Source organism: Dolichospermum sp. FACHB-1250 (assembly GCF_014696335.1).
Classification (GTDB): domain Bacteria; phylum Cyanobacteriota; class Cyanobacteriia; order Cyanobacteriales; family Nostocaceae; genus Dolichospermum; species Dolichospermum planctonicum.
This window is the reverse complement of record NZ_JACJPZ010000001.1, coordinates 1-23,050: the sequence shown is the minus strand read 5'-3', so window position 1 is coordinate 23,050 and position 23,050 is coordinate 1. Positions and strand designations below refer to the sequence as shown.

The 23,050-nt window shown below is 39.6% G+C and carries 17 protein-coding genes and 1 rRNA gene; 7 read left to right on the top strand and 11 right to left on the bottom strand.

Translation table 11 applies throughout. From position 1 onward, the window contains the following. Nucleotides 1–90 precede the first annotated feature (90 nt). The 3 genes from H6F39_RS00090 to H6F39_RS00080 all read right to left on the bottom strand — a co-directional run bounded on the left by H6F39_RS00090 (nucleotide 91) and on the right by H6F39_RS00080 (nucleotide 2,365). Entirely contained in the window at nucleotides 91–333 is a 243-nt protein-coding gene (locus tag H6F39_RS00090) for a hypothetical protein (RefSeq protein WP_137907787.1), read from the bottom strand. Between the two features lie 185 nt (nucleotides 334–518). Continuing rightward, nucleotides 519–1,874 carry a DUF3370 domain-containing protein gene (locus tag H6F39_RS00085; RefSeq protein ID WP_137907798.1) on the bottom strand — a complete coding sequence of 452 codons (1,356 nt, stop codon included), beginning with the start codon at nucleotides 1,872–1,874 and terminating at the stop codon, nucleotides 519–521. A gap of 38 nt (nucleotides 1,875–1,912) precedes the next feature. Continuing rightward, complete coding sequence (locus H6F39_RS00080) at nucleotides 1,913–2,365, bottom strand: peptidase C15 (RefSeq protein ID WP_306420209.1); 453 nt, start codon at nucleotides 2,363–2,365, stop codon at nucleotides 1,913–1,915. Between the two features lie 161 nt (nucleotides 2,366–2,526). Here H6F39_RS00080 and hisH point away from each other — a divergent pair, with 161 nt between their 5' ends. After that, nucleotides 2,527–3,162 (top strand): imidazole glycerol phosphate synthase subunit HisH, encoded by a 636-nt coding sequence (gene hisH / locus H6F39_RS00075; protein WP_137907788.1) that lies wholly within the window; start codon nucleotides 2,527–2,529, stop codon nucleotides 3,160–3,162. 171 nt (nucleotides 3,163–3,333) lie between these two features. Then, on the top strand, nucleotides 3,334–3,891 hold the full coding sequence (rsmD, locus tag H6F39_RS00070) for a 16S rRNA (guanine(966)-N(2))-methyltransferase RsmD (RefSeq protein WP_137907789.1): 558 nt from the start codon (nucleotides 3,334–3,336) through the stop codon (nucleotides 3,889–3,891). A 73-nt stretch (nucleotides 3,892–3,964) separates the two neighbouring features. Here the strand turns inward: rsmD and petG are convergent, their stop codons facing one another. Then, nucleotides 3,965–4,078: a cytochrome b6-f complex subunit V gene (gene petG, locus H6F39_RS00065; protein ID WP_015078754.1), complete on the bottom strand. Its 114-nt coding sequence runs from the start codon at nucleotides 4,076–4,078 to the stop codon at nucleotides 3,965–3,967. A gap of 199 nt (nucleotides 4,079–4,277) precedes the next feature. Here petG and H6F39_RS00060 point away from each other — a divergent pair, with 199 nt between their 5' ends. Both H6F39_RS00060 and H6F39_RS00055 read left to right on the top strand, forming a co-directional pair. Continuing rightward, nucleotides 4,278–4,652: a cytochrome c gene (locus H6F39_RS00060; protein WP_137907799.1), complete on the top strand. Its 375-nt coding sequence runs from the start codon at nucleotides 4,278–4,280 to the stop codon at nucleotides 4,650–4,652. A 216-nt stretch (nucleotides 4,653–4,868) separates the two neighbouring features. Then, nucleotides 4,869–9,593 carry a GAF domain-containing protein gene (locus H6F39_RS00055; protein ID WP_190396002.1) on the top strand — a complete coding sequence of 1,575 codons (4,725 nt, stop codon included), beginning with the start codon at nucleotides 4,869–4,871 and terminating at the stop codon, nucleotides 9,591–9,593. 122 nt (nucleotides 9,594–9,715) lie between these two features. Here H6F39_RS00055 and H6F39_RS00050 read toward each other — a convergent pair whose 3' ends face one another. Next, nucleotides 9,716–11,197, bottom strand: a complete 1,482-nt coding sequence (locus H6F39_RS00050; protein WP_137907791.1) for a UDP-N-acetylmuramoyl-L-alanyl-D-glutamate--2,6-diaminopimelate ligase — start codon at nucleotides 11,195–11,197, stop codon at nucleotides 9,716–9,718. 56 nt (nucleotides 11,198–11,253) lie between these two features. Further along, nucleotides 11,254–12,348: a 4-hydroxythreonine-4-phosphate dehydrogenase PdxA gene (gene pdxA, locus H6F39_RS00045; RefSeq protein WP_190372701.1), complete on the bottom strand. Its 1,095-nt coding sequence runs from the start codon at nucleotides 12,346–12,348 to the stop codon at nucleotides 11,254–11,256. A gap of 305 nt (nucleotides 12,349–12,653) precedes the next feature. On the opposite strand from pdxA, the gene H6F39_RS00040 reads away from it, so the two are divergent. Continuing rightward, complete coding sequence (locus tag H6F39_RS00040) at nucleotides 12,654–12,758, top strand: PetM family cytochrome b6-f complex subunit 7 (RefSeq protein ID WP_137907794.1); 105 nt, start codon at nucleotides 12,654–12,656, stop codon at nucleotides 12,756–12,758. A gap of 70 nt (nucleotides 12,759–12,828) precedes the next feature. Here the strand turns inward: H6F39_RS00040 and glmU are convergent, their stop codons facing one another. The 4 genes from glmU to H6F39_RS00020 form a co-directional block, all read right to left on the bottom strand. Continuing rightward, complete coding sequence (gene glmU, locus H6F39_RS00035) at nucleotides 12,829–14,184, bottom strand: bifunctional UDP-N-acetylglucosamine diphosphorylase/glucosamine-1-phosphate N-acetyltransferase GlmU (RefSeq protein ID WP_190396001.1); 1,356 nt, start codon at nucleotides 14,182–14,184, stop codon at nucleotides 12,829–12,831. Nucleotides 14,185–14,462: 278 nt separating this feature from the next. Beyond that, nucleotides 14,463–17,246: a preprotein translocase subunit SecA gene (secA, locus tag H6F39_RS00030; protein WP_137909643.1), complete on the bottom strand. Its 2,784-nt coding sequence runs from the start codon at nucleotides 17,244–17,246 to the stop codon at nucleotides 14,463–14,465. 618 nt (nucleotides 17,247–17,864) lie between these two features. After that, on the bottom strand, nucleotides 17,865–19,355 hold the full coding sequence (locus H6F39_RS00025) for a sensor histidine kinase KdpD (RefSeq protein ID WP_137909642.1): 1,491 nt from the start codon (nucleotides 19,353–19,355) through the stop codon (nucleotides 17,865–17,867). A gap of 250 nt (nucleotides 19,356–19,605) precedes the next feature. Then, nucleotides 19,606–20,448, bottom strand: coding sequence for a lysophospholipid acyltransferase family protein (locus H6F39_RS00020; RefSeq protein ID WP_137909641.1), 843 nt, complete (start codon nucleotides 20,446–20,448; stop codon nucleotides 19,606–19,608). A 332-nt stretch (nucleotides 20,449–20,780) separates the two neighbouring features. On the opposite strand from H6F39_RS00020, the gene H6F39_RS00015 reads away from it, so the two are divergent. Continuing rightward, nucleotides 20,781–21,215 (top strand): hypothetical protein, encoded by a 435-nt coding sequence (locus H6F39_RS00015; RefSeq protein WP_137909640.1) that lies wholly within the window; start codon nucleotides 20,781–20,783, stop codon nucleotides 21,213–21,215. A gap of 529 nt (nucleotides 21,216–21,744) precedes the next feature. After that, nucleotides 21,745–22,236, top strand: coding sequence for a photosystem II cytochrome c-550 (gene psbV, locus H6F39_RS00010; protein ID WP_137909639.1), 492 nt, complete (start codon nucleotides 21,745–21,747; stop codon nucleotides 22,234–22,236). 357 nt (nucleotides 22,237–22,593) lie between these two features. Here the strand turns inward: psbV and rrf are convergent. Beyond that, nucleotides 22,594–22,711: ribosomal RNA gene (gene rrf, locus H6F39_RS00005) — 5S ribosomal RNA — on the bottom strand. Nucleotides 22,712–23,050: the final 339 nt, after the last annotated feature.

Below are 23,050 nucleotides of genomic sequence, written 5' to 3'. Positions count from 1 at the left end.
ATGGGTAATGGGTAATTAGTAATTACCCATTACAACTCATGTCAGCGTTGACCTAATTTATATAATGCAGCAGGAACGATAGCTAATTTACTATCTTTCCATTTTTGCATGGTTAGTAGTCATTGTGTTACGTATAAAACCAAAAAAATCACCTTTGACAGTAGAAGATTGAGAATGTTCACTATGCTCCCGCATTTCTGCTTCTAACTGACGCAATAGGTTTTCATTTTTCTGGTTTTTAGCTGCTTGTAAGCGATGTTCTAGTGTTTTTCGCATATTCTCTTTATGCGTTTTTAAAGTCTCTTTAGCTAATTCTATCCTGCTTGTATTCATATTTAGGCTTCCAAGAAGGAACTCAAGTTAAGACAAAACCCACTACTTGATGGTTGTTTTGTAGTTGGCAATTGCAGTAATAAACAATTTCATTTTTATAATCTGTGATTTTGACAACAAATTCAAGTTACTATTGCAGTAATAGCATTATTATCTTGCATTTATCGCAAAAATAGCTGAAAACCCTATCTAATTTGAGTTGACACCGTTAAAACCTGTGGTGGAGAAGCATCTGGTGGATAAAGAAAGTCTAATTGTACTAAAGAGGTATTTTTTGGTTTAATATTCAATACTACTAATGGTTGTCCCATTTCACCACGCCTTTGAACCAAATGTACAAACTTATTTTTCCATTGTCCCTGTTCTTGATAACGTAAACGCACCGTTCCTCTAAAAAAGACTTGACGCGCAGGTGGTTGAAGAAAGCGGATTCCTGATTTACTTAACTCATTCTCTTTGAGTGGAGTTTGAATTGCCACATTTACAGTTTGTTCATTTTCAGTATTGTTGTATAAAGGCAACTTCAGACTATATTGAACACCATAATTACCATGAGCATAATAGGCCGTATCAGGATAACGGACTAACATAGGTGCAGTTTGAATTTGATTTGTGCCTAAAGTTCCACCATGCAAGGTACTCAACCCGTAGGAAAACCCTGTACCAGGTTGAGGAATAGTTAAATACTTACTTTTAGGTTGATCTACCACATAAGCCCGCCATTGAGAACCCTTTGATACTCCGGCTACACGTCCGTAAATTCCCGGTTTATTATTTCCTGTGATAGGAGTGGGGATTTTATCTCTAGGAGTGGATAATTCAGCATTATCTAATAAATTTTGCCATTCTGCTAAATTAGGCGTACGTTCACTACCATCAGTATTTTTCTGGGCAAACATCGCCAAACTAGCAACGTAAATATTACCATTACTTCGTAATCGCAGATATGTAGAACGACCATTTAAAGGCGGTATTAACCCTTGGACAGGAATTGGTAAATTTAATAACATCTGGCTTTGACCGGGGGGAATGACAATTTGCGGGGGAAAAATATCTTGTCTTCTACCCCTCAAAATATCGGACATAACGCGACTACCTGGACCTGCAAACACTGTTCCCAAGTCATTGGCAATTAAAGATGGTAATTCCTGAAATGGGGCATCTGGTTGACTTAAATAACTAGCGGCTTGTAATATATTTACTGTCACTGGTTGAGAACCAGGGTTATGTAAAATAATACCCAAGTAAAGAGAAGGTAAATTTTCTAGTAATTCAGTTTTAGTCACATGATGGGCAAAAATATCAAATTGGCCACGGAAGGGAAAATTTAAATGGGCTGATGTAACTTTTTTTCCTGCTGCTGGAAAAGTAGAAAGTAAAATTCCTTCCTTTAATACCAATTCTGGACTATTGCTATTAAATACTGGTACTGAATCTAATTGTCCTGGCAAAGGGCGTACTGATTGTACTTGCAATATTTCCTCTGGTGGGGTCACCAAGTTCGCTTGTGCAAGAGCCAAAGAAAGTAATAGTGGCAACATCATACTCAGTAATTTTTTTAAAACAGACGTTAATATTTCTAAAGAAGTGCCAAGTTGTTAATGATCAAAACAAAATCGGCAACAATCCGAATCAAATTTTCTTCATTTAACATGGGTACATAAACAAAAATGCACTTAATTGACGGTTGAAACTGGGGTAAATAGTCTAAGATTGAATAATAAACTCCCTCACAGACACACTTACCACAATCATAGCTAACCTCAACTGCTGCTGTTGACACTAATAATTTTTCCAGATCAACAGTGGTTCGCAAAATATTTTCGCTAGAATTTATAGACTCTAAAGGTAAGATACTTGTACTACAGACCAGGAGTTCTATACTTAATTGTGAAGGACTTGCAGCCATGGCACAATAGATAATATAGTCAAGCTGAATGTCATTAATTTTGGCAATGACGGGAGAACTGGCCAGTTGTACATCTACAGGTAGACGGTGCAAGAAATTTAAATCATGGGAGAGTGAAGCCATTTTGGCTAGTGCGAGTAACAAGTCATTGGCTTTTGACTCTTGTTGACTTAGCTAAATCTCAAAAGAAGTTAATAGTATTTTTTTTCTGCATAAGAAATATTATTTAGAATTAGAATAATTAAATAAATGCCCTTCCTCATAAATTTACAAGGAGCAGCTAAATGCCAGTGATTGCAGTTGTTGATTACGATATGGGAAATTTGCACTCTGTCTGCAAAGGATTAGAAAAAGCTGGTGCAACTCCTCAAGTTACCTATTGTTCTCAAGAGTTGGCGAAAGCAGATGCTATAGTTTTACCAGGCGTGGGAGCATTTGATCCAGCGGTACAACATTTGCGATCGCGTGGTTTGGAAAAACCTATTAAAGATGCTATCGCTTCTGGTAAACCGTTTTTGGGTATTTGTCTAGGATTACAAATTTTGTTTGAATCCAGCGCCGAAGGGACGTTACCAGGACTAGGAATTGTTCCCGGAAAAGTCCGCCGTTTTCGTTCTGAACCGGGAATGACAATTCCCCACATGGGTTGGAATCAACTCCAACTCAAGCAACCAAAAAATCTTTTATGGGAACATTTACCCGCCGATCCTTGGGTTTATTTTGTTCATTCTTACTATGTTGAACCTACAAATACCCAAGTCCGCGCGGCTACTGTTACCCATGGAAATCAAACCTTTACGGCCGCGATCGCTCATGAAAATCTTATGGCCGTGCAATTCCATCCCGAAAAATCATCAAATGTCGGCTTGCAAATATTATCTAATTTTGTGGCTCAAGTCCGTGAAAAACTTTTTGCTTAACAAAAGTTGGCAATATTTTCGGTTGTTAAACTCTGATAGTATGATCTGCTACTAGCTATAAGTTCAAGATTAATGACAAATAAGCCGTTGATGATCAAAACCCTCGGATTTATTCCCGGAATCAATCCAAAATCCAAAATCCAAAATCCAAAATCGGATTACCAATAACTAATGAGTCTGAGAATTTACGGTAATCGTCTGCTTAAAACCTTACCAGGTAAACATACCAGACCTACGAGTGCGCGAGTCAGGGAAGCATTATTTAATATTTGGCAAGGAACAATTACTGGTTGCCGGTGGCTAGATTTGTGCGCCGGTAGCGGGGCAATGGGTGCTGAGGCTTTATGTAGGGAAGCCAGCGTCGTTATTGGCATTGAACAGTCAAGTCTTGCTTGCGCCATCATCCAAGAAAATTGGCAACAGGTAGCCAATCCAGAACAAAAATTTCAGCTATTACGGGGAAACGTTACTCAACAGTTAAAAAAATTATCAGGTCAAAAATTTGACAGAATATACTTTGACCCACCTTATGCTAGTGGATTATATGAACCAGTATTACAAGCGATCGCTCAGTATCAGCTTTTAGATTCCCCAGGAGAAATAGCAGTGGAACACCGTCACCAAGATTGGACACCGCTAACAATTCCCAACTGGGAAATCTGCCGACAAAAAACCTATGGTAACACAGCTTTGACATTTTATCAAGAGCAGGGAATTGGTAATGGGTAATGGGGAATGGGTAATTATTTCCCCTGCTCCCCGCTTCCTACTCCTGGCCTCTTCCCTGACTCCTGAATCAATATCAGCCGCCTAATTCTGTAGGACGCTTATATTGTCTATAGGCAGCGTAAAAAAGTCCACTTAAAGTTACAAAAACCAAACCAAGCACAATACCTGATAATAGAGGTTCAACCACTGTAAAGCTCCTTGTTGCGATTATTGAAAGATTCGTTTCCTGTTTTTGATTTTACCAAATTTGGCATTAATCCCGCGTCCCATAGCAGTTTTAAATCTAAATACTATATAAAAATCGTCTTATGTACTTGCGAACACAATCAATAAATTTTAAGCTATGTGTAGGAAATGAAAACTTGAAGACTGTAGAAGCAACTCTTTTGGATAACCATCTGATCAAACCTGAAACCCTGATTCAACAGATCGTTATCTTTACTATAGCGATGCTGATAACCCTGCCATTAGTCCTGTTTGGGATTGAGATAGTGCAAGCCTCTGATCCTTATGTCAAAAGTGTTCTCTCCCTTCAGGGAAACCTAGTGCAGGGGAAAGCTATTTTCCAAATCAACTGCGCTGGCTGTCATGGCTTAAAAGCAAATGGCCTAGTCGGTCCAACTCTACATGAAATCTCCAAATACAAATCCCGCTATGGACTAATTCATCAAGTAACTAGCGGGGAAACGCCCCCTATGCCGAAATTCCAACCCAGTGTCCAGGAAATGGCAGACCTTTTAAGCTACTTAGAAAGTTTATGAATATTTATACATTATGGCGGGCAGAGATGCCCCACACCCCCCAAGCATTAGACTGATTTGAGGTTATACATATTTAAATGCAGTACAGCTTACCATTTATTTATTTATAAATTCCTATATTTGATATTTATTTGAGCTTATATACTGAATTTCTGTAAAACTATTGTAAAATTATTAGGTGACACAAAAGTAATTATACAAAATAGATATACTTAAATGTTGATACCTGTAAATTCTATCAGTGCAACGGAACTAAAGTCAGCTATTATTTATAACCCGTTAGTCGCAACTGCCGATACAACGGTTAGACAAGCTGTAGTCCAAATGAGTGGAATAGGGGGAAACCCCCTGTGGCTGAACGTACAAGCAGTTTGTTCTGTTCCCCAAACCACTGATAACCATCTAGAACATTTACAAATTCAAGGCCGTTCCAGTTGTGTCCTAATTGTGGAAAATAATCGTCCAGTAGGCATCTTTACGGAACAAAATGTGGTCGAACTCAGCGCCCAAAAACCCGACCTGGAAAATTTAGCCCTCCGTGATGTCATGAGTCATCCTGTAATCACCTTGCAGGAGTCAAAATTTACAGACCTCTTTTTTGCCCTGAATCTCCTTCAACACCACCGCATTCGTCATTTACCACTGGTTGATGAGGAAAATCAACTGGTGGGACTCCTGACTTACGAAAGTTTACGGCAGATACTTCGGCCTGTAGACTTGTTGCGCTTGCGGTTGGTTCATGAGGTCATGACCACCAATGTCTTATGTGCACCTGCTAATGTTTCTATACTAGCGATCGCTCGCTTAATGGCAGAAAATCAAGTCAGTTCGGTGATGATTGTAGAAACACAAGCATCTTTAACAATTCCTCTGGGTATGGTGACAGAGCGTGATATTGTACAGCTTAAAGCTTTAAGCGTGAATTTCGATACCTGTTTAGCAAAAACTGTCATGAGTACACCAGTTTTCTGTGTGACTGTTGATGAATCTCTCTGGACTGTGCAGCAAATAATGGAACAGCGATTTATTCAGCGTTTAGCAGTGATAGGAAGCGCAGGGGAACTACTTGGTATCGTTACCCACAGCAGTATTTTAGAAGCCCTTAATCCTTGGGAATTATATAAACTAACAGCAGTGTTACAAGAAAAAGTATTACAACTAGAAACAGAGAAAATACAACTGCTAGGAAATTATACTCTTGAGTTAGAAAAGCAAATAGAAGAGCGCACTATTAAACTGAGAAGAAAAGCAGAACAGGAAGAATTAATTAATCAGATTGCAACGCAAATTCACTCATCTCTAAATTTACAAGAGATTCTCAATAACACAGTTGTAGGAATGAGAAAAATATTAAAATGCGATCGCGTGATTGTTTACCAATTCAGTGCTGATTTTCGTGGTCAAGTTATCGCTGAAGCAATTGTTGCGGGTGGACATTCAGTCCTGAATCAAGAAGTACATGATCCCTGTATCAGTCCAGAATGGCTTGAACTTTACCGTCAAGGGCAAATTCGGGTAATTAATGACATTGACAGTGAATCCATAACTCAGTGTCATCAGCAGATGTTAAAAGACCTTGATATTCGCGCTAAACTATTGTCTCCGTTAATTGTTAAAAATCAACTCTGGGGACTAATGTTAGCAAGTTACCGCGATATTCCCCACAATTGGGAACTTGAGGAAATCGAATTGGTAAAACAAATATCACTGCGAGTCGCAATTGCGATTCAACAAGCAAATACTTATCAACAGACACAAATTGAAATTCATCAACGACAACAAGCAGAAGAATTAATCAAACAACAGTTAGCAGAATTGAAAATATGGAAAAATCGTTATGAATTAGCAAGTACAGCTAGTGGACAAATTATGTATGAATATAATTTGCTCAATGATGCTCCCGTTTGGGCAGCGAATATGGAGGAAGTTTTGGGTTACTCATATTCAGAATGTCCGAGAAATTTAGCTGAATTCATGGATATAGTTCATCCAGAAGATCGAGACAGATTATATTCTTTGATTCAAAAAAACCTAGCTCAGAAAAGTTCTGTGTCCACAGAATATAGACTGAGACGTAAAGATGGTAATTACATCTGGTTTGAAGATCGCAATCAAGTAGTTTTAGATGATCAAGGTGAGATTGTCGTTGTGATTGGAGCTATGGTTGATATTACTGTTCGCAAAAATTCAGAGGAAAAATTATCTAAATTATTCCAAAAATCAGAAAAACTGCAAGAACGATTATCTCTAGTTCTTAAAGGTTCAAATGATGCTTGGTGGGATTGGGATATTCTAGAAGATAGTATTTATTATTCTGATCGTTGGTTTTCCATGCTGGGTTACAAACATGAAGAACTTTATCTCAAATCTAAAACCTTCTGGGAGAATTTTATGCACCCAGAGGATATAGCTCCTATCCGTGGCAGCTTCAATCAAGCATTAGACGATAAAAATATAGAGTTTATTGAGTTAAAGTTTCGGCTGCGACATAAACAAGAATATTATATCTTCATTAACTGTAGAAGTTATATTCTCCGGGACGAAACTGGAAAAGCGGTGCGAGTATCTGGTGCAAATACTGATATCACTCAACTAGTGCAAAAAGAAGAGGAATTACAAGCCACCTTAAATCAGTTGTCCCAATTTAATCAAAAACTAGAAGCCAGAGTACAGAAACGCACAAGTCAACTACAAAAGCTCTCCAATCGTCTAGAATTAGCAATCAAAGCTGCCAAAATTGCTATTTGGGAATGGGATATCGTCAATAATCGCACAATTTGGGATGAAAAGATGTATGAACTCTATGGGGTCAAAACATCGGAATATGGGGATTGTATGGAAATTTGGCAAACAGCATTACATCCAGAAGATGCAGTCAGAGTTAATAAAATTATACAACATAAGCTGAAAGATGGCAAAGAATTTGAGATTGAGTTTAGAATAGTTTTGCCAGATGGTAACAACCGTCTTTTCCAATCTTACGGCATTATTGAGCGCAATTCCCAAGGAGAAGCAGAACGGGTGATTGGGGTGAATAGAGATATTACGGAATGGAAACAAGCAGAACAAAAAATTAAGCAGCAAGCAGAAAGAGAACATTTACTCTGGGAGACAACCCAACGCATTCGTCAGTCCCTAGATTTACATACTATTTTTAATACTGCTGCGGCAGAAATACGACAATTAATTAATGCTGATAGAGTGGGAATTTTTAAATTTGATACAGACAGTAATTTTAATTATGGTGCATTTGTCTCAGAATCAGTAGTTTCTGGGTTTAAATCTGCCCTAGAAATGAAAGTTAATGATCAATGTTTTGGTGAGAGATTTTCTCCCGACTATGCAGCGGGGAGAATGCAAATAGTAGATGATATTGACAATGCGGGACTCGCAGATTGTCATCGTCATATTTTAGAACGATTTCAGGTGAGAGCAAACTTAGTTGTACCATTAATCCAGGGAAAAACTTTATGGGGTTTATTGTGTATTCATCAATGTTCCCAACCTCGTCACTGGCAAGATTTTGAAATTGAACTTGTTCAACAAATAGCGAACCAATTAGCGATCGCCATTCAACAATCTATGCTATATGAACAAGTACAGTCAGAATTAATAATTAGAAAGCAAGCTGAAACTGAAATTTACCTGCAACTACAACGACAAAAAGCCATTCAAGATATCACTCAAGAAATTCGCTCTAGCCTCAATTTAAATCATATTTTAACTACTATTACTGCTAAAGTGCAAGAATTAACCCAGGCTGAGAGGGTGATTGTCTTCCGTCTATTTCCTGATGGTAAAAGTCAAATTGTGGAAGAAGCTGTTGCTAACGGTTATATGACTTTTAAAGATAGTTATTGGGAAGATGAAAAATGGTCACAAGATATTTTAGAATGCTATTGGCAAGGAAAACCGCGCATTGTTCTCGACGTAATGGATGATATTTGGACAGATTGCTTGAGGGCATATTCTCGACAAGGAAATATTAAATCTAAAATTGTCGCTCCCATTTTGCAGGATTTGGTAGAAAATGAAAGCGGGCGCTGGGTAAATCATCCTCATAATAAACTCTGGGGGGTGCTGGTTGTTCATGCTTGTAGTCAAAAACGTATTTGGGAAGAATCTGAAGCTGAATTATTGCAACAAATAGCCAATCAATTAGCAATAGCTATTCAACAAGCGGATTTATTTGAGAAATTACAAAAGTCTCTCGCACAAGAAAAAGAAATCAGCGCAATGCGATCGCGTTTTATTTCCATGGCCTCCCATGAATTTCGCACCCCATTAGCTATTATTTCCTCATCTACAGGGATTTTACAAACTTTTAGCGATCGTCTAAGCGCGGAAAAAAAACACGGACACTTAGAAACGATCCAAAAAACCATCAAATATACTGTTCAACTACTAGATGATGTTCTGATGATCAACAGTGTTGAAACTGAGAAAATAGAATTTAAACCAGAAACATCAGATATTATTGCTTTTTGTCGTGGTCTCATAAGAGAAATACAAGGAACTAGCCACAATCATGTAATAGAGTTTTCTTTAAATAGCAGCGAGCCAGTTTTAGATGATACCTTATTTACGGAATTTGATCCAAAGATTATCCGTCAAGTTCTCACAAATTTGCTCACTAATGCTATGAAATATTCACCTGGAAGTAGTAAAGTTAATTTTAGTTTGAATATCGCCGATGAGCAGATAATCTTTATAATTCAAGATTATGGTATTGGTATTCCTAAAGAAGATCAAGTTAATTTATTTGGTTCTTTTTATCGTGGTTCTAATGTTGGTAGTATTTCCGGTACGGGTTTAGGTTTAGCAATAGTCAAAAAATGCGTTGATCAACATCAAGGGGAAATTACATTAGAAAGCGAACCAAAGCAGGGAACAACATTTAAAGTTAGTATTCCCCGATACAATTTAATGGGTAATGGGTAATGGGTAATGGGTAATGGGTAATAACTCTACCTCCTTGCCTATTCCCTATTCCCTGTTACCTGTCCCCTGTTACCTGTCCCCTGTTACCTGTCCCCTGTTACCTGTCACCTGTTACCTGTTCACTAGTTAATTCTTTGCTGTAAAGCTTTTTGTGCTTCTTCCCTGTCGTCAAAGTGGATTTTCTCAGTCCCCAGAATTTGATAGTCTTCGTGACCTTTACCGGCTAATAATACACCGTCTCCGGGTTGAGCTTGGAGAATTGCTGTATGAATTGCGGTAGCGCGATCGCTGATAACTATTGGTTGTAATATATCAGGAATACCTGCCAATATATCCTCTAATATCTTTTCTGGATCTTCTGTGCGGGGATTATCTGATGTCACCACAACTAAATCAGCCAATTCTGCCGCTATTTTCCCCATTTTTGGACGTTTAGTGCGATCTCGGTCTCCACCACAACCAAACACACAAATCATTTTACCAGGAATAAACGGCCGAGCAGCTTTGAGCAAATTTTCCAAACTATCGGGAGTATGGGCATAATCCACAATCACGCTAATATCTTGTTGTGGGTTAAGTACCCGTTCCATGCGTCCAGGAACGCCGGGAAACTCAGGAATGGCATTTACTACCAAATCTAAATTTAACCCTAAATGGAGAGCAGTAGCGATCGCAGCCAAGAGATTTTCGAGATTATATTGACCAACTAAAGGGGAACTAAAAGCTGTATTTCCTTGAGGAGTATGTAAAATTCCACTGACACCATTTGGTTGATAATTTAAATCACTCATCCAAAAATTGGCGGTATTATTGTTAACGCTATAACTCCAAACCTGGTCGGATTTTGTAGACGTAATTAAGCGTTGACAGTAGGCATCATCGGCGTTAATAATTGCTTTTCCTTGCAGATAATCTGGACTAAATAGCAATGCTTTCGCCGCAAAATAGTCTTCCATATCCCTATGATAGTCTAAATGGTCTTGAGTGAGATTAGTAAAGACTCCGACCTCAAAATCACAATTTAACACTCTACCCTGGGCTAAAGCGTGAGAACTGACTTCCATGACGACGGTTTCACAACCAGCATTGATAGCATTGGCTAATTGCTGTTGTAAATCCACAGCAAAGGGAGTAGTATTCACAGATGTTTGTTCAAAACCAGGCCAACGGGTGTAAAGAGTACCGATTAAAGCCGTCGGTAAACTAGATTTTGTGAGAAAATACTCAATTAAGTGCGTGGTAGTCGTTTTCCCATTTGTCCCGGTAACACCCACCATTTTGAGTTTTTGTCCGGGATAACCATAAAAAGCTGCGGCTATTTGAGCGCAGGCTTTAGTCATATTATCGCTACTAATGACTATAGAATTTGATGAAGGGGGAGTTTTAAGAATTGCTGCGGAGGAAACAATGGCTGCTACCGCACCAGCAGCTAAAGCACTCGGCCAAAACTCCCCACCATCTACTCTAGTTCCTGGCATTCCCAAAAACAAATCTCCTGGAGTACAAGCATGAGAATTAGTTTTAAGTCCCTGAATATCAATATCCGGTATATTTACAAGAGATCCAATTCCATCTACAGTCGCTAATAATTCTCGTAATTTCATCTCCACCAACCTCGCCACAAGCTTGTCTTGGGCTTATTTAAACATGATTTTGTAGTCTATGGGGAAATTTTGTGATCAAGGTGTTTTCGTGTTGCTTGATGCTTGACTAATTCTACTGCTAATTGGATTGCTGCTTTCATGCTTGTCGGGTCAGCAATACCCTTTCCCGCAATATCAAAGGCTGTTCCGTGGTCTGGTGAAGTCCGTACATAAGGTAAACCAATGGTAGTATTTACAGCCCGATCAAAAGCCATTAATTTAACAGGAATTAAACCTTGGTCGTGATAAAGTGCTAAATAAGCATCAGCGGGATTTTTGACCTCACCATTTCCATACCAAGCCAGACCTGGTTTTACCCACATTGTATCTGGTGGTATTGGTCCTTCTAACTGATTTAGGGAGTTTTTGGCGTGGTGTTTTTGGCGTTCTGACTCCAACCAGGGAATTAACCAGTCTATTTCTTCCGTTCCCAATTGTCCCATCTCTCCACTGTGGGGATTTAAACCGGAGATCACAATTCTCCAATTTTTCAGCCCAAAATCATTTTCCAAACACTGTACCAGCAAATCTAGTTTTTTTGTTAATAATTCTGGCGTTAATGTATTGGGTACTTGACATAAGGGAATATGTGTGGTGGCAAGTAAGGTACGGAGTGTCCAACCGGTAAAAGGAGATCGTGCCACAAACAACATTCCAAACCGGTCTTTGGAGATATTAAAGCCGGTCTTAGCGGCTAAAAGTTCCGTTTGTCCCGGATAATTGTAACCTGCGGCTTTCCAGGCTGATTTAGCAATAGGTCCTGTGACAATTCCATCAAATTCACCCGCCAAAGTGTGAGATATAGCATATTCCATATAAGCAAAACTCGCCGCGCCACTGTCCGCATTACCCACACCCGTGACAATTTTACCAACAGTAGGTAGGTCAATAATAGACAAATCAGCGGGATTTGCCAAAACTAGATCATTATCAATATTTTTACTGATATTTTCATAAGTTATAGTTATTAAATTCCTGCTACCTACTACCACCAGATCGCAATTTTGAGTCACTTGTGGATCTGCTAAAGCCTTCAAAATTACTTCCTGTCCGATACCAGCCGGATCTCCTAGCGTTAATACCAACCGTGGGCGTTTATTTTCATTAGTCATGTTGGTTAATTGGTAATGGGTAATGGGTAATTGGTAATTGGTAATTGGTAATTGGTAATGGGTAATTGGTAATGGGTAATTGGTAATAACTCTACCTCCTCAACTGTCCCCTGTCACCTGTCCCCTGTCACCTGTCCCCGTGGCGTAGCACCTGTCCCCTGTCCCCTGTTCCCTGTTCCCTGTTCCCTGTTCCCAAATTGGTTTAGAATGATTAACAAAGGTCTAACTCGATAGTTCTGATAGACTGAGTTGAGCCGACAAACAGGAAACATAAATCAATCATCCACAAAGGAGAATTGCAGCAAATGAGCGGTGAAATGTTAAATGCAGCTATATTGTCTTTTAGTCTCATCTTCGTAGGTTGGGCTATCGGTGCTTTGTTACTGAAAATTCAAGGTGCGGAAGAATAGAGCCAATTCAAGATATTTGTGACATTATGGTGCGTTCGCAACGCACCCTACAAAACTACAAAATAAAATGTCAATCTTGAGTTTTCATTTTCCAACCTGGTTTGACTACCTGACGACTACGTGCAATTACCAAGGCATCATCGGACACATCTTCTGTCACCGTTGAACCTGCGGCGATGTAGACATCATTCCCGATAGTAATAGGTGCAACTAGAACACTATTAGAACCGGTTTTGGTACGATCGCCAATAATTGTTCTATGCTTATTCACACCGTCATAATTAGCAGTAATTGTCCCCGCACCGACATTTACCTGAGTTCCGGCGGTCGTATCACCTAAATATGAGAGATGTGACACATTAGTGCGATCGCCCAATTGAGTGTTTTTCAACTCGACAAAGTTACCAATTCTACAACCTACACCCACATTAGCATGACCGCGTAAATGGGCATAGGGTCCAATGCGGGTATTATTCTGAATAATACTATCCGTGACTACAGAATATAGGACAGTGACATTTTCACCCAAGTTGCTATTTTCAATTAAACTCCCCGGTCCAATGCGACTACCAGACTTAATTACCGTCTTCCCACGCAAATGGGTTTGAGGTTCAATAATCACATCTGGCTGTAATTCCACAGTTTCATCAATAGTAATACTAGCAGGGTTAATTAATGTCACACCTGCTAATAACCATTTTGCCTGAATGCGTCTTTGGAAAATATCATTAGCCGTCGCTAATTGTAATCTATCGTTAATTCCCAAAATTTCTTGGTAATCTTGAACATCTACCGCCATTACCTTACCCACCTGAGTTACAGCGTCAGTGAGGTAATATTCTTTTTGGGCATTATTAGCTTGTAAATGTGGTAACATCTTAGCCAAATCTGGCCAACGAAAGCAGTAAATACCAGCATTTACCCGATCATTTTCTCTTTGAATAGGAGTGCAATCTTTATCCTCAATTATTTTTTGGACAATACCTTCACTATTACGAAAAACCCTACCATAACCTTGAGGATTTGCCAATTGTGCAGTCAGAATAGTACAGGAATTATGATTTTCTTGGTGAGTTTGTAAGAGAGCTTTCAGAGTTTCAGTTCGCAACAAAGGGACATCACCATTTAAAATTAATAAATCCCCAGTATAATCTTGTAAATAGGGAAGTAATTGTTGGATAGCATGACCCGTACCTAATTGTACAGTTTGTTCCACAAACTCCACGCCATGAATTGAATCAATAGCCGTTTTTACTTCCTGAGACTGATAACCAACAATCACTAATTTGCGTGAAGGTGAAAGGGGTTCAGCACTTTCAATAACGCGTTCCACCAAAGATTTTCCACCCAAAGAATGTAAAACCTTAGGCAGATTAGATTTCATTCTTGTTCCTTTTCCTGCCGCGAGAATTGCTACAACAACCATAATTAGCTATCAGTAATTTTGCGATAAATGCCTTTTTGACTTGCTCCCTTCCAGGCGATATCATATCAGTTAATCATCTGTAGTGGAAGTCCCAGAAAAATTTTAGATAATTCCCGCTATCACGACTGACGCAAAATACCTCTCCTTAAACCCCCTTTCCTTCGCGCTCTTCGCTCCTTCGTGGTTCATTTCTCCCCTGCTGACCATAAAACAAAAGACGCAGAAAACGGCTCTGTAGTGCCTCTGCGCCCGTACCCAGAAAAAACCCTTAAACCATCTCACCAAGCCTGTACAGTAGGCTGTGCTTGAGGCTGGAACATAAACAGAGAATAAACCACATCACGGCGGATATTCACCATCATATCCAAGAACAACTCATAACCCTCGCTCTTGTACTCAATTAGCGGATCTTTTTGCCCGTAACCACGCAAGCCAACGGACTCACGCAAAGCATCCATTTGTTGCAGATGTTCCCGCCACAAAGTATCAATGCGCTGAAGAATAAAAAAACGTTCCGCTTGGCGCATTAATCCTGGTTGAATCTGGTCAATTTGCGCTTCTTTGAGATCATAAGCAATTCGCGCTTGTTCATGGAGGAAAGCTTTAATTTCCAAAATTCCCATATCTTCCAACTGGCTAGACTGCATATCAGCCAGCAAGTAAACAAACTCTTTTACCTTATTCACCAACTTCTCCAATTCCCATTCTTCCGAAGGTAAATCAGGGTTAATGTAATAATCAACGATGTCGTCCATGGTTTTTGCAGCGTATTTGATCACCTGTTCCTTCAAATCTTCGCCTTCCAAGACCCGACGACGTTCCGCATAAATAGCCCGACGTTGGTTATTCATGACCTCGTCATACTCAAATACCTGTTTACGGATATCGTAGTAATAGGTTTCTACCTTTTTCTGCGCGCCTTCTAAGCTGCGAGTCAACATACCCGACTCAATAGGCATATCTTCTTCGACTTGAAATGCATTCATCAATCCAGCAACGCGATCGCCCCCAAAGATGCGTAATAGGTTATCCTCTAAACTGAGGAAAAATCTTGTAGTTCCGGGGTCGCCTTGTCTTCCTGCCCGTCCGCGTAATTGATTATCAATCCGTCGTGATTCGTGGCGCTCTGTACCAATGACGTGCAAACCGCCTCGTTCTACCACTTGATCATGTTCACTGCTGGTAAATTCTTCATATTCACGTTTAACCTGTTGGTAAGCCGCCCGCAATTTTTGAATTACCACATCATCCGTAGGGGCTTTTTCCGCCGCTACAGCCACTTTATCTTCTGCTTCCAACTCCGGTAAACTACGTTCGCCGTAAGCCTTGACAGCCGCCTCTACCGCCGCTTTTAAAAGCTGTTCTGTTTCCTTTGTTAATTGGGTGGGAAAAATTTCTGGAGAAGCCCGCCAAGTTTTCACCTTTTTTCCCGGTACAAAACCCTGTCCACCACCGCTACCACCTATAGGTAGTCCAGAAGCCCTTTGGATACCAAAATTATCATCATCTTCTGGTCTGACAATGCGAGGCATAAAGTATTCCCGCAGTTTCAACCTGGCCATATACTCAGAGTTACCGCCGAGAATGATATCTGTACCTCGTCCCGCCATATTAGTAGCTATAGTTACAGCCCCGCTGCGTCCAGCTTGGGCGATAATTTCCGCTTCTCGTTCTACGTTTTCTGGTCTAGCGTTCAGTAACTCATGGGGAATTTCCATTTCTTTGAGGAGTCGGCTGAGGAGTTCAGATTTTTCGACACTAGTTGTCCCCACTAACACAGGTCTACCATTTTCGTGCATTTCGGCACATTCTTTAGCGATCGCTCTCCATTTCCCTGATTCGGTTTTAAACACCATATCAGATAAATCTTCTCGTCTTCTGGGCTGATTTGTGGGGATAATTGTAACTTCTCGTTTATAAATCTTTTCAAATTCCACTTCTTCGGTTTTTGCAGTTCCCGTCATTCCCCCCAACTTGGGATACAGCAAAAACAGGTTTTGATAGGTAATGGTCGCTAGAGTTTGGGTTTCTGGCTGAATTTCTACCCGTTCTTTGGCCTCGATTGCCTGGTGTAATCCATCACTCCAACGCCTACCGGGCAATACCCGCCCCGTAAATTCATCTACAATCACAACTTCATCATTGCGGACAATATAATTGACATCTTTGAGGAACAATTCCTTAGCTTTAATGGCATTGAAGATAAAATGCGCCCAAGGGTCTTCTGGGTCAAATAAATCTGTCACACCTAGTTGATTTTCTGCTTCAGCAAAACCCTCATCTGTCAAAAGAACATTACGATCCTTTTCATTAACTTCGTAATGTTCATCTTTTTTGAGAGTAAAAGAAATTTCCGCAGCTTGTAAATATTTTTCCGTAGGTCTTTCCACCTGACCAGAAATAATCAGGGGTGTCCGGGCTTCATCAACTAAAATTGAATCTACCTCGTCAATGACGCAGAAATTAAATGGCCGTTGTACCACCTCGGACATGGAGGTAGCCATATTATCCCGCAGGTAATCAAAACCGATTTCGCTGTTGGTTACATAAGTAATGTCACAATCATAATTTTTCTTGCGTTCACTGGGGGTCATTGTAGACTGAATTAGCCCCACACTCAAACCCAAGAACCGATGTACTTGACCCATCCATTCCGCGTCCCGACGGGCTAGATAATCGTTAACAGTGATTACGTGGACACCCTTACCAGTCAAGGCATTTAAGTAACTCGGTAAAGTCGCTACCAAGGTTTTTCCCTCACCGGTTTTCATTTCCGCAATTTGCCCATTATGCAGAATAATACCACCTTGTAATTGAACATCAAAGTGGCGCAATCCCAAAACACGCCGTCCTGATTCCCGAACCACAGCAAAAGCTTCTGGCAAAATATCATCTAGGGTTTCACCCTTAGACAGCCGTTGTTTAAACTCGACGGTTTTAGCCTTTAACTGTTCATCAGAAAGCGGCTTAATATCTTCCTCTAAGAGGTTAATTTCTGTAATGTCAGGTTGGTATTTTTTAAGTTTACGAGCGTTGGGATCGCCCAACAAGAGTTTTAGCATGGCAGTTTATAGAATTAAATCAAGAAGGATGGAGATTCAAGCTTTGGCTATATGATTATAGACGTTTAATCTAACCCAGCCGCTTTGCTTATGGGTGGGTGGAAAATGAGAATTTACTCAAAAACCGAATTAAAAAACTGATCACTTATATACAATGAGTGGTTTTAATTATTATTTTAATATTGAAGCTGCCTAATCGTAACATTTTGCCGTGAGAAATTATGTTTCGCGCAAGGGCGCAAAGTAAGAGTTTAGAGGATTTGCACTGTGGGTACTGGTAACCAAAAATCCCCATACCAAGCCCATAGCCACACTTGAGGCAAAAATTACTAACATAACGATGAGTAGCTGGCGTTTTAGTCGTTGGTGGGATTTACTTTTAACTAAATTTGGCATAAAGTTGAGAGTGGGAATGTTTATTTATTTGTGAGCAGCGTGTAGGGGAAAAGTTGCTAAAATTTGATTAACTGTATAATGTTTGTTTTAATAATGTTTGTTTTACCATTGGATACCGAATCATGATTAACAACCTCTCAGATTAGTTGACAAATTTTGGTGTTGCTGATGCCATTTACTGACCAAAAAACATGAATCGCTGATGACAAAATTCAGAATTGTCTAACTTCCTACAGGTAAGAAAATCGTCAACACTTCGCCATTTTGAGGACGTTGACGGACAATCAACTTGCCACCAATTGCTTGAAATAAATGCTTAGTTGCAGCTATATTTAAAGTGATTGCTCCTGTTTCTGGTTGGAACATTAATAATTGACCTAAAGATTTACGAATTGGTGGTGTTGTCATGGAGCTTTGGGGATCTTGACAATTAAACTGAGGTGACAATTGTAATTTTAGTTGATCACCAGCGGTCATTACTTGGACTTGAATACAACTACCGGGAGGTAAACTGCGGGTAAAATTCTCCATTAAACCTGTGAGTACCCTGTCTAGCATAGCAGGATTACTAACCACCGTTGGCAGTTGCTTAGGTAAGACCACATTTAAAGTTAAATTACGGCGAGTTGCTGCTTGTTGCCAACGGGGAATACTTTGCTCTAATACTTGATCTAAACACATCGGTGTTAGTTGAGCATGGGCGGCCTGGGAAAATTTTGAGCCTAGGGGTTGTTGGGATAAGTTTTCTAATTCGGCTGCCTTAAATAATAACTCCATCCGGTCAATTTGATCAGTACATTCATGATCAATAACTTCTAACCGACTGATAACATTGAGGGGTAAATCCTGGCGTTTTAATAGCAACCGTGTCATCATCCGAATTGTTGTTAACGGAGTGCGGACCTCATGGGCGAAAGCTTGTAGTAATTCTACATCAGGACGAGATGGATGTTTTGGCGGTGGAGTAGGTGAAGGAACAGGTGATAAAGTATGGGTAACTTGTGGATTACTTTCTGAGATAGTTAATTCCTGGAGTAATAATTTACTAAATTGAATGATAGTGTGATACTCTGGTGCAACTAAAGGATAGTTTTGGACTTTAGTATCTAAATCAGCAAACAATTCTGGATTAGTTAAAACTACCCTAGAACCTAAAGATTGCCAAGCCTGTTGTACTATTTCTGGTTCAAAGGAAAATAAAAATTCTTTCTGACCAGATTCAAGTTCGGACAAAACCAGCACTAATCTAAATTTATCTGTGAATACTAAACAAAACTGCTCTGCTGCCAGGGGATCAGCCGGTAATAAAGGTAAAATAGATTCTTGGAAAGTGGGACTATCAGGAGAAATAGTTTCTATATTATTAATAATATTAATATTATTAATAATATTTAGATTCTGGGGGATTTCTGAGGGGATGATGAACGGCATCAAAGCCAAAGGGTTAAAAGGTTTTGCTGTAAAAGTTATTGTTTGTAAATGTTGTGTTAATTGTGGGTGACTAAATAAAGGCGCTGGTGCGGCTAATACCAAACCTGGGGTAGTATGGGGTAAAGTCGTAGCCAGGGACTGGAAAAAACCCAACAGCAGGTTTTCTGTGGCCGCGAGACTGACACGCCATTGATGTTCGGCCTTAGCCGTGGAACAGTCAGCCATAGGAGACTGACTTGAAGATAAAACTTCCTTGAGACTTGGCAAAATCCATTTGTACACAGGTTTTTGTCCCTTGATTGCAGAATTGCTACAGTAGCTAAGGGTGGCTAGGGATATCTTTGCACCTTATAATCATGGGATTATAGACTTTGGTGTGAAGAAGTCAAAGTGGTACAACCGAACAATTAAGGTGCAATTTCCTCAAGTTTCGACTTTTAAGCGTCAAGTCTCAGGTAACAGAGTGTAATTACCCATTATGAATCTGTTATTAATTAAAATAACCTGGCGGTTTCTAGTCGCCAGGGTACTGTTAATGAGTAGCTTGTTGGATTAAAGTATCTAACTCCTGCTGCATTTTGCTTCTAACTAACTCGTAACATTCATTAACATAGGTGCGATCGCTTGCGGCTTCTTTTCCATAGCGTGGGAACACAATCGGGGGACAAACCCTAGTATAGATAGATATGGGTAAAGGAATATTAGGTAATGGACCAAAAGCCAGTCCCCAAGGTAATCCCAGGTAAATAGGGAAAACTAAAGGATCAACCCCAAACAACCAAGGTATCCCCATGTTATGGAACTGTCGCATGATATCATATATATCAGCCACGACAATCAGGGTGTCATGTGAACCCCAGGAAATCGCTGGCACAATAGGGACATTTTCCCGCAGAGCTAACTTAATAAACCCCTGACGTTGAGCAAAGTAAATTTTATCTCGCATTGCATGGGGTCGAAACACATCCTCAGCGCCTCCAGGATAGACTAGGACACTAGCACCAGACCGCAAAGCCGTATAAGCCATTTTGGGATGCGCTCTGATTGCACCCGCTTTCATTGCCATTTCTGCCGCTGGTGGAAATACATCCCAAACTTTGGGGTGCATTAAACCATAAATCTGTCTTTCCACACCAAAGCGACGAAACCAGTCATATAACATCATTGATGTATCTGGAGATGCAAGTCCGCCATTATGAGAACCGACAACGAGAATTTTTTCATCTGGGACATTTTCCCAGCCACTGGTTTGGACTCGAAAGTAGAAGTTATATAACAAGCCCAATATGGGCATCATAGACTCGATGAACTTTGGATCTCGTTGATCCAATGACCACCCTGTATTAGTCTTTTGAAGATGTTGCAGTTTTAACATCAGGAAATTTGATCAGGATTTACACGGATGAAATAATCCGTTATTTTGCAGTTTTATCTAGCCTAACGTAAGCTTTCCAATATTTCCCGTACTCCGACTAAACATCCTCTAATACTACACAGGTTCTCAGTTTGGCAAATCACTAACTAGCTACTAACTTTAGTCTAACTAAGAGTATAGGATTTATGCAAAATGTGGCTGATAGCCCAGGTGGCGTAGCTATAAACGTTATTATATAGGTGGGGTAGCTCATGAATTACCCTACTTCTGCTCTGTTTTGGGTAAGTTCATTGACAAATTACGTTATCAACCTAAAGGGGTGTAGAAATAACATGAAGACTTTGAGACCATTGACAATTGTTCCCTTGGGGTTAGCAATAAGTTTATTGCTTAATGAGGCTAGTTTTGCCAAACCCCCAATTACTGAAATTAAAAATCCTCTCCAGATAGACCCAATAATTTTAACTGGTATGTCCGGGGGAACAGTTAACACTGATTGCGGGTATATTTCCACTACACCTAGTCAAGTGATTGAGATGACAGATTCAGTACCATATCTACAGTTAAGAGTAGAGAGTGAAGGACAGGCAACGCTATTGATTGATGGTCCAGGAGGGCGGTTCTGTGTACTTAGTAATGATGATCTGAAAAGTAAACCAAAACTCTCTGGTTACTGGACTAAGGGAAAATACTCAGTGTATGTCGGTGAATTATCGAAACAAAATTATAACTATACCCTTTCTATTTCACAACAACAACAAAAATAACAATTTTAGCTTTGTTACCGGATAAATTTTGTGGGGTGGTAATCTGGTCTGGGCAACAACTTAGTCAGTATCCTTGTGGATTATTAAGTATAATAGACTCACGCCAATCTTGGCTGAGGTTATTTGCAGCAATCAGATTATGAGAGTCTCAAGTTTTGGCAACAAATTGGACTCCTAACATGATATTGGTATTACAGTGACTCAATTTCTATGATAAGTTCACAAATGTTATGGGTTGTCCAAAGCTATTAATAGCAGAGATAACAGCCTAATACAGTCATTCTGTAGAAGGATTGTTTTTTGTCTAACCAACTCTTAATTACCTATAAATAGCATCGGACTCCACTGGAGTTAGAAGGTATGAAGGTAATTATGTCTCAACTATTTTCGGTAATGCCAAAATTTTGCCAACAATAATTAATGCTAATAGCTATTAGCAAAGACAAATCACCCATCAGTCATGAACAGTATAGAAATTTAGTATCGCTATCAAAACTTGTGTTAATGATCAAAATCTTGAAGGGGAAATATGTTTAGAAGACTAATTGGGGTTGTTGTGGTTACTATGTTGCTGACATTGCAGATGCTTGTCGGTAGTGCAACAGCGGTAGAACTAGATGAAGCTATCCGCACAGTACCATTAAATGCCCAGGGCGATACCGTTGTCCTCAGTTTAGAACAAGTCAAAGAAGGGAAACGATTATTTAATTACGCTTGCGCTCAATGTCATGCGGGTGGAGTTACTAAAACTAATCAAAACGTGGGACTTGAACCAGAAGCTTTAGCAGGTGCCTTACCCAACCGCAATAATATCGAAGGATTGGTGGACTATATGAAAAATCCCACCACCTATGATGGTGAAATAGAGATTTCTGAACTCCACCCCAGTATCAAGAGTGCGGATACTTTCAAAGTCATGCGAAATCTGACGGAGGAAGACTTGAAAGCAATTGCTGGACATATTCTCTTAGAACCAAAAGTTGTTGGTACAAAATGGGGCGGTGGTAAGATTTATTACTAACCATACCAGAATACAGTCAAATAATCAATAATAGAGCTTATGTGAATTAAGTGGAAAAAAACCTTGTAATTCCGTTGATAATTGCCAAAATCATCGTTTTGGGCAACTCTGGAAACCTAATAAAACAGCAAGAGTTGTGAAGTCACATATTACTCACATAAGGCATATAATACATAGTAAGGGTAGAATTACCTTGCCCTTACTTTTTGTAAATTTAGTTAAATAATAATCATAAATTTCCAAGAATTAACCATATTAATACTTAATATTTTTCCATACACAACAGCTTAAAAAAAGGACGAAAAAACAAAACCCCCACTAAATAAATAGAGGGGGTGATGTGATTGTAAAAAATAAACCTGGCATCGAGCTATTTTGACATGGGGCTACCCCCAAACTATCGTCGCCGCAGCAGCGTTTCACCTCTGAGTTCGGGAAGGGATCAGTGTGGTTCCACCGCGCCATAGACACCAGGAAAGCCTGATGATTTTGGATTTTGGATTTTGGATTTTAGATTGCAGAAAATAATTCAACATGGTTCACAGAAACTTAACAACTGATATTATTCTCAACTAGGGAAACTAATTATCAATCTTTTATAATTCCCAAAATTGGAACTTTTAGTTTCTACATTGTTGGCAAATAATCCAAAATCTAAAATCTAAAATCTAAAATTCACAAAACCCTGAAGACTGCATTTGAGAACGAGAAATCACAATAAGAATTAAGAATATAGAGGTCAAGCCCTCGGTCTGTTAGTACTCCTTTGCTACATACATTACTGTACTTCCACATAGAGCCTATTAACGGGTGT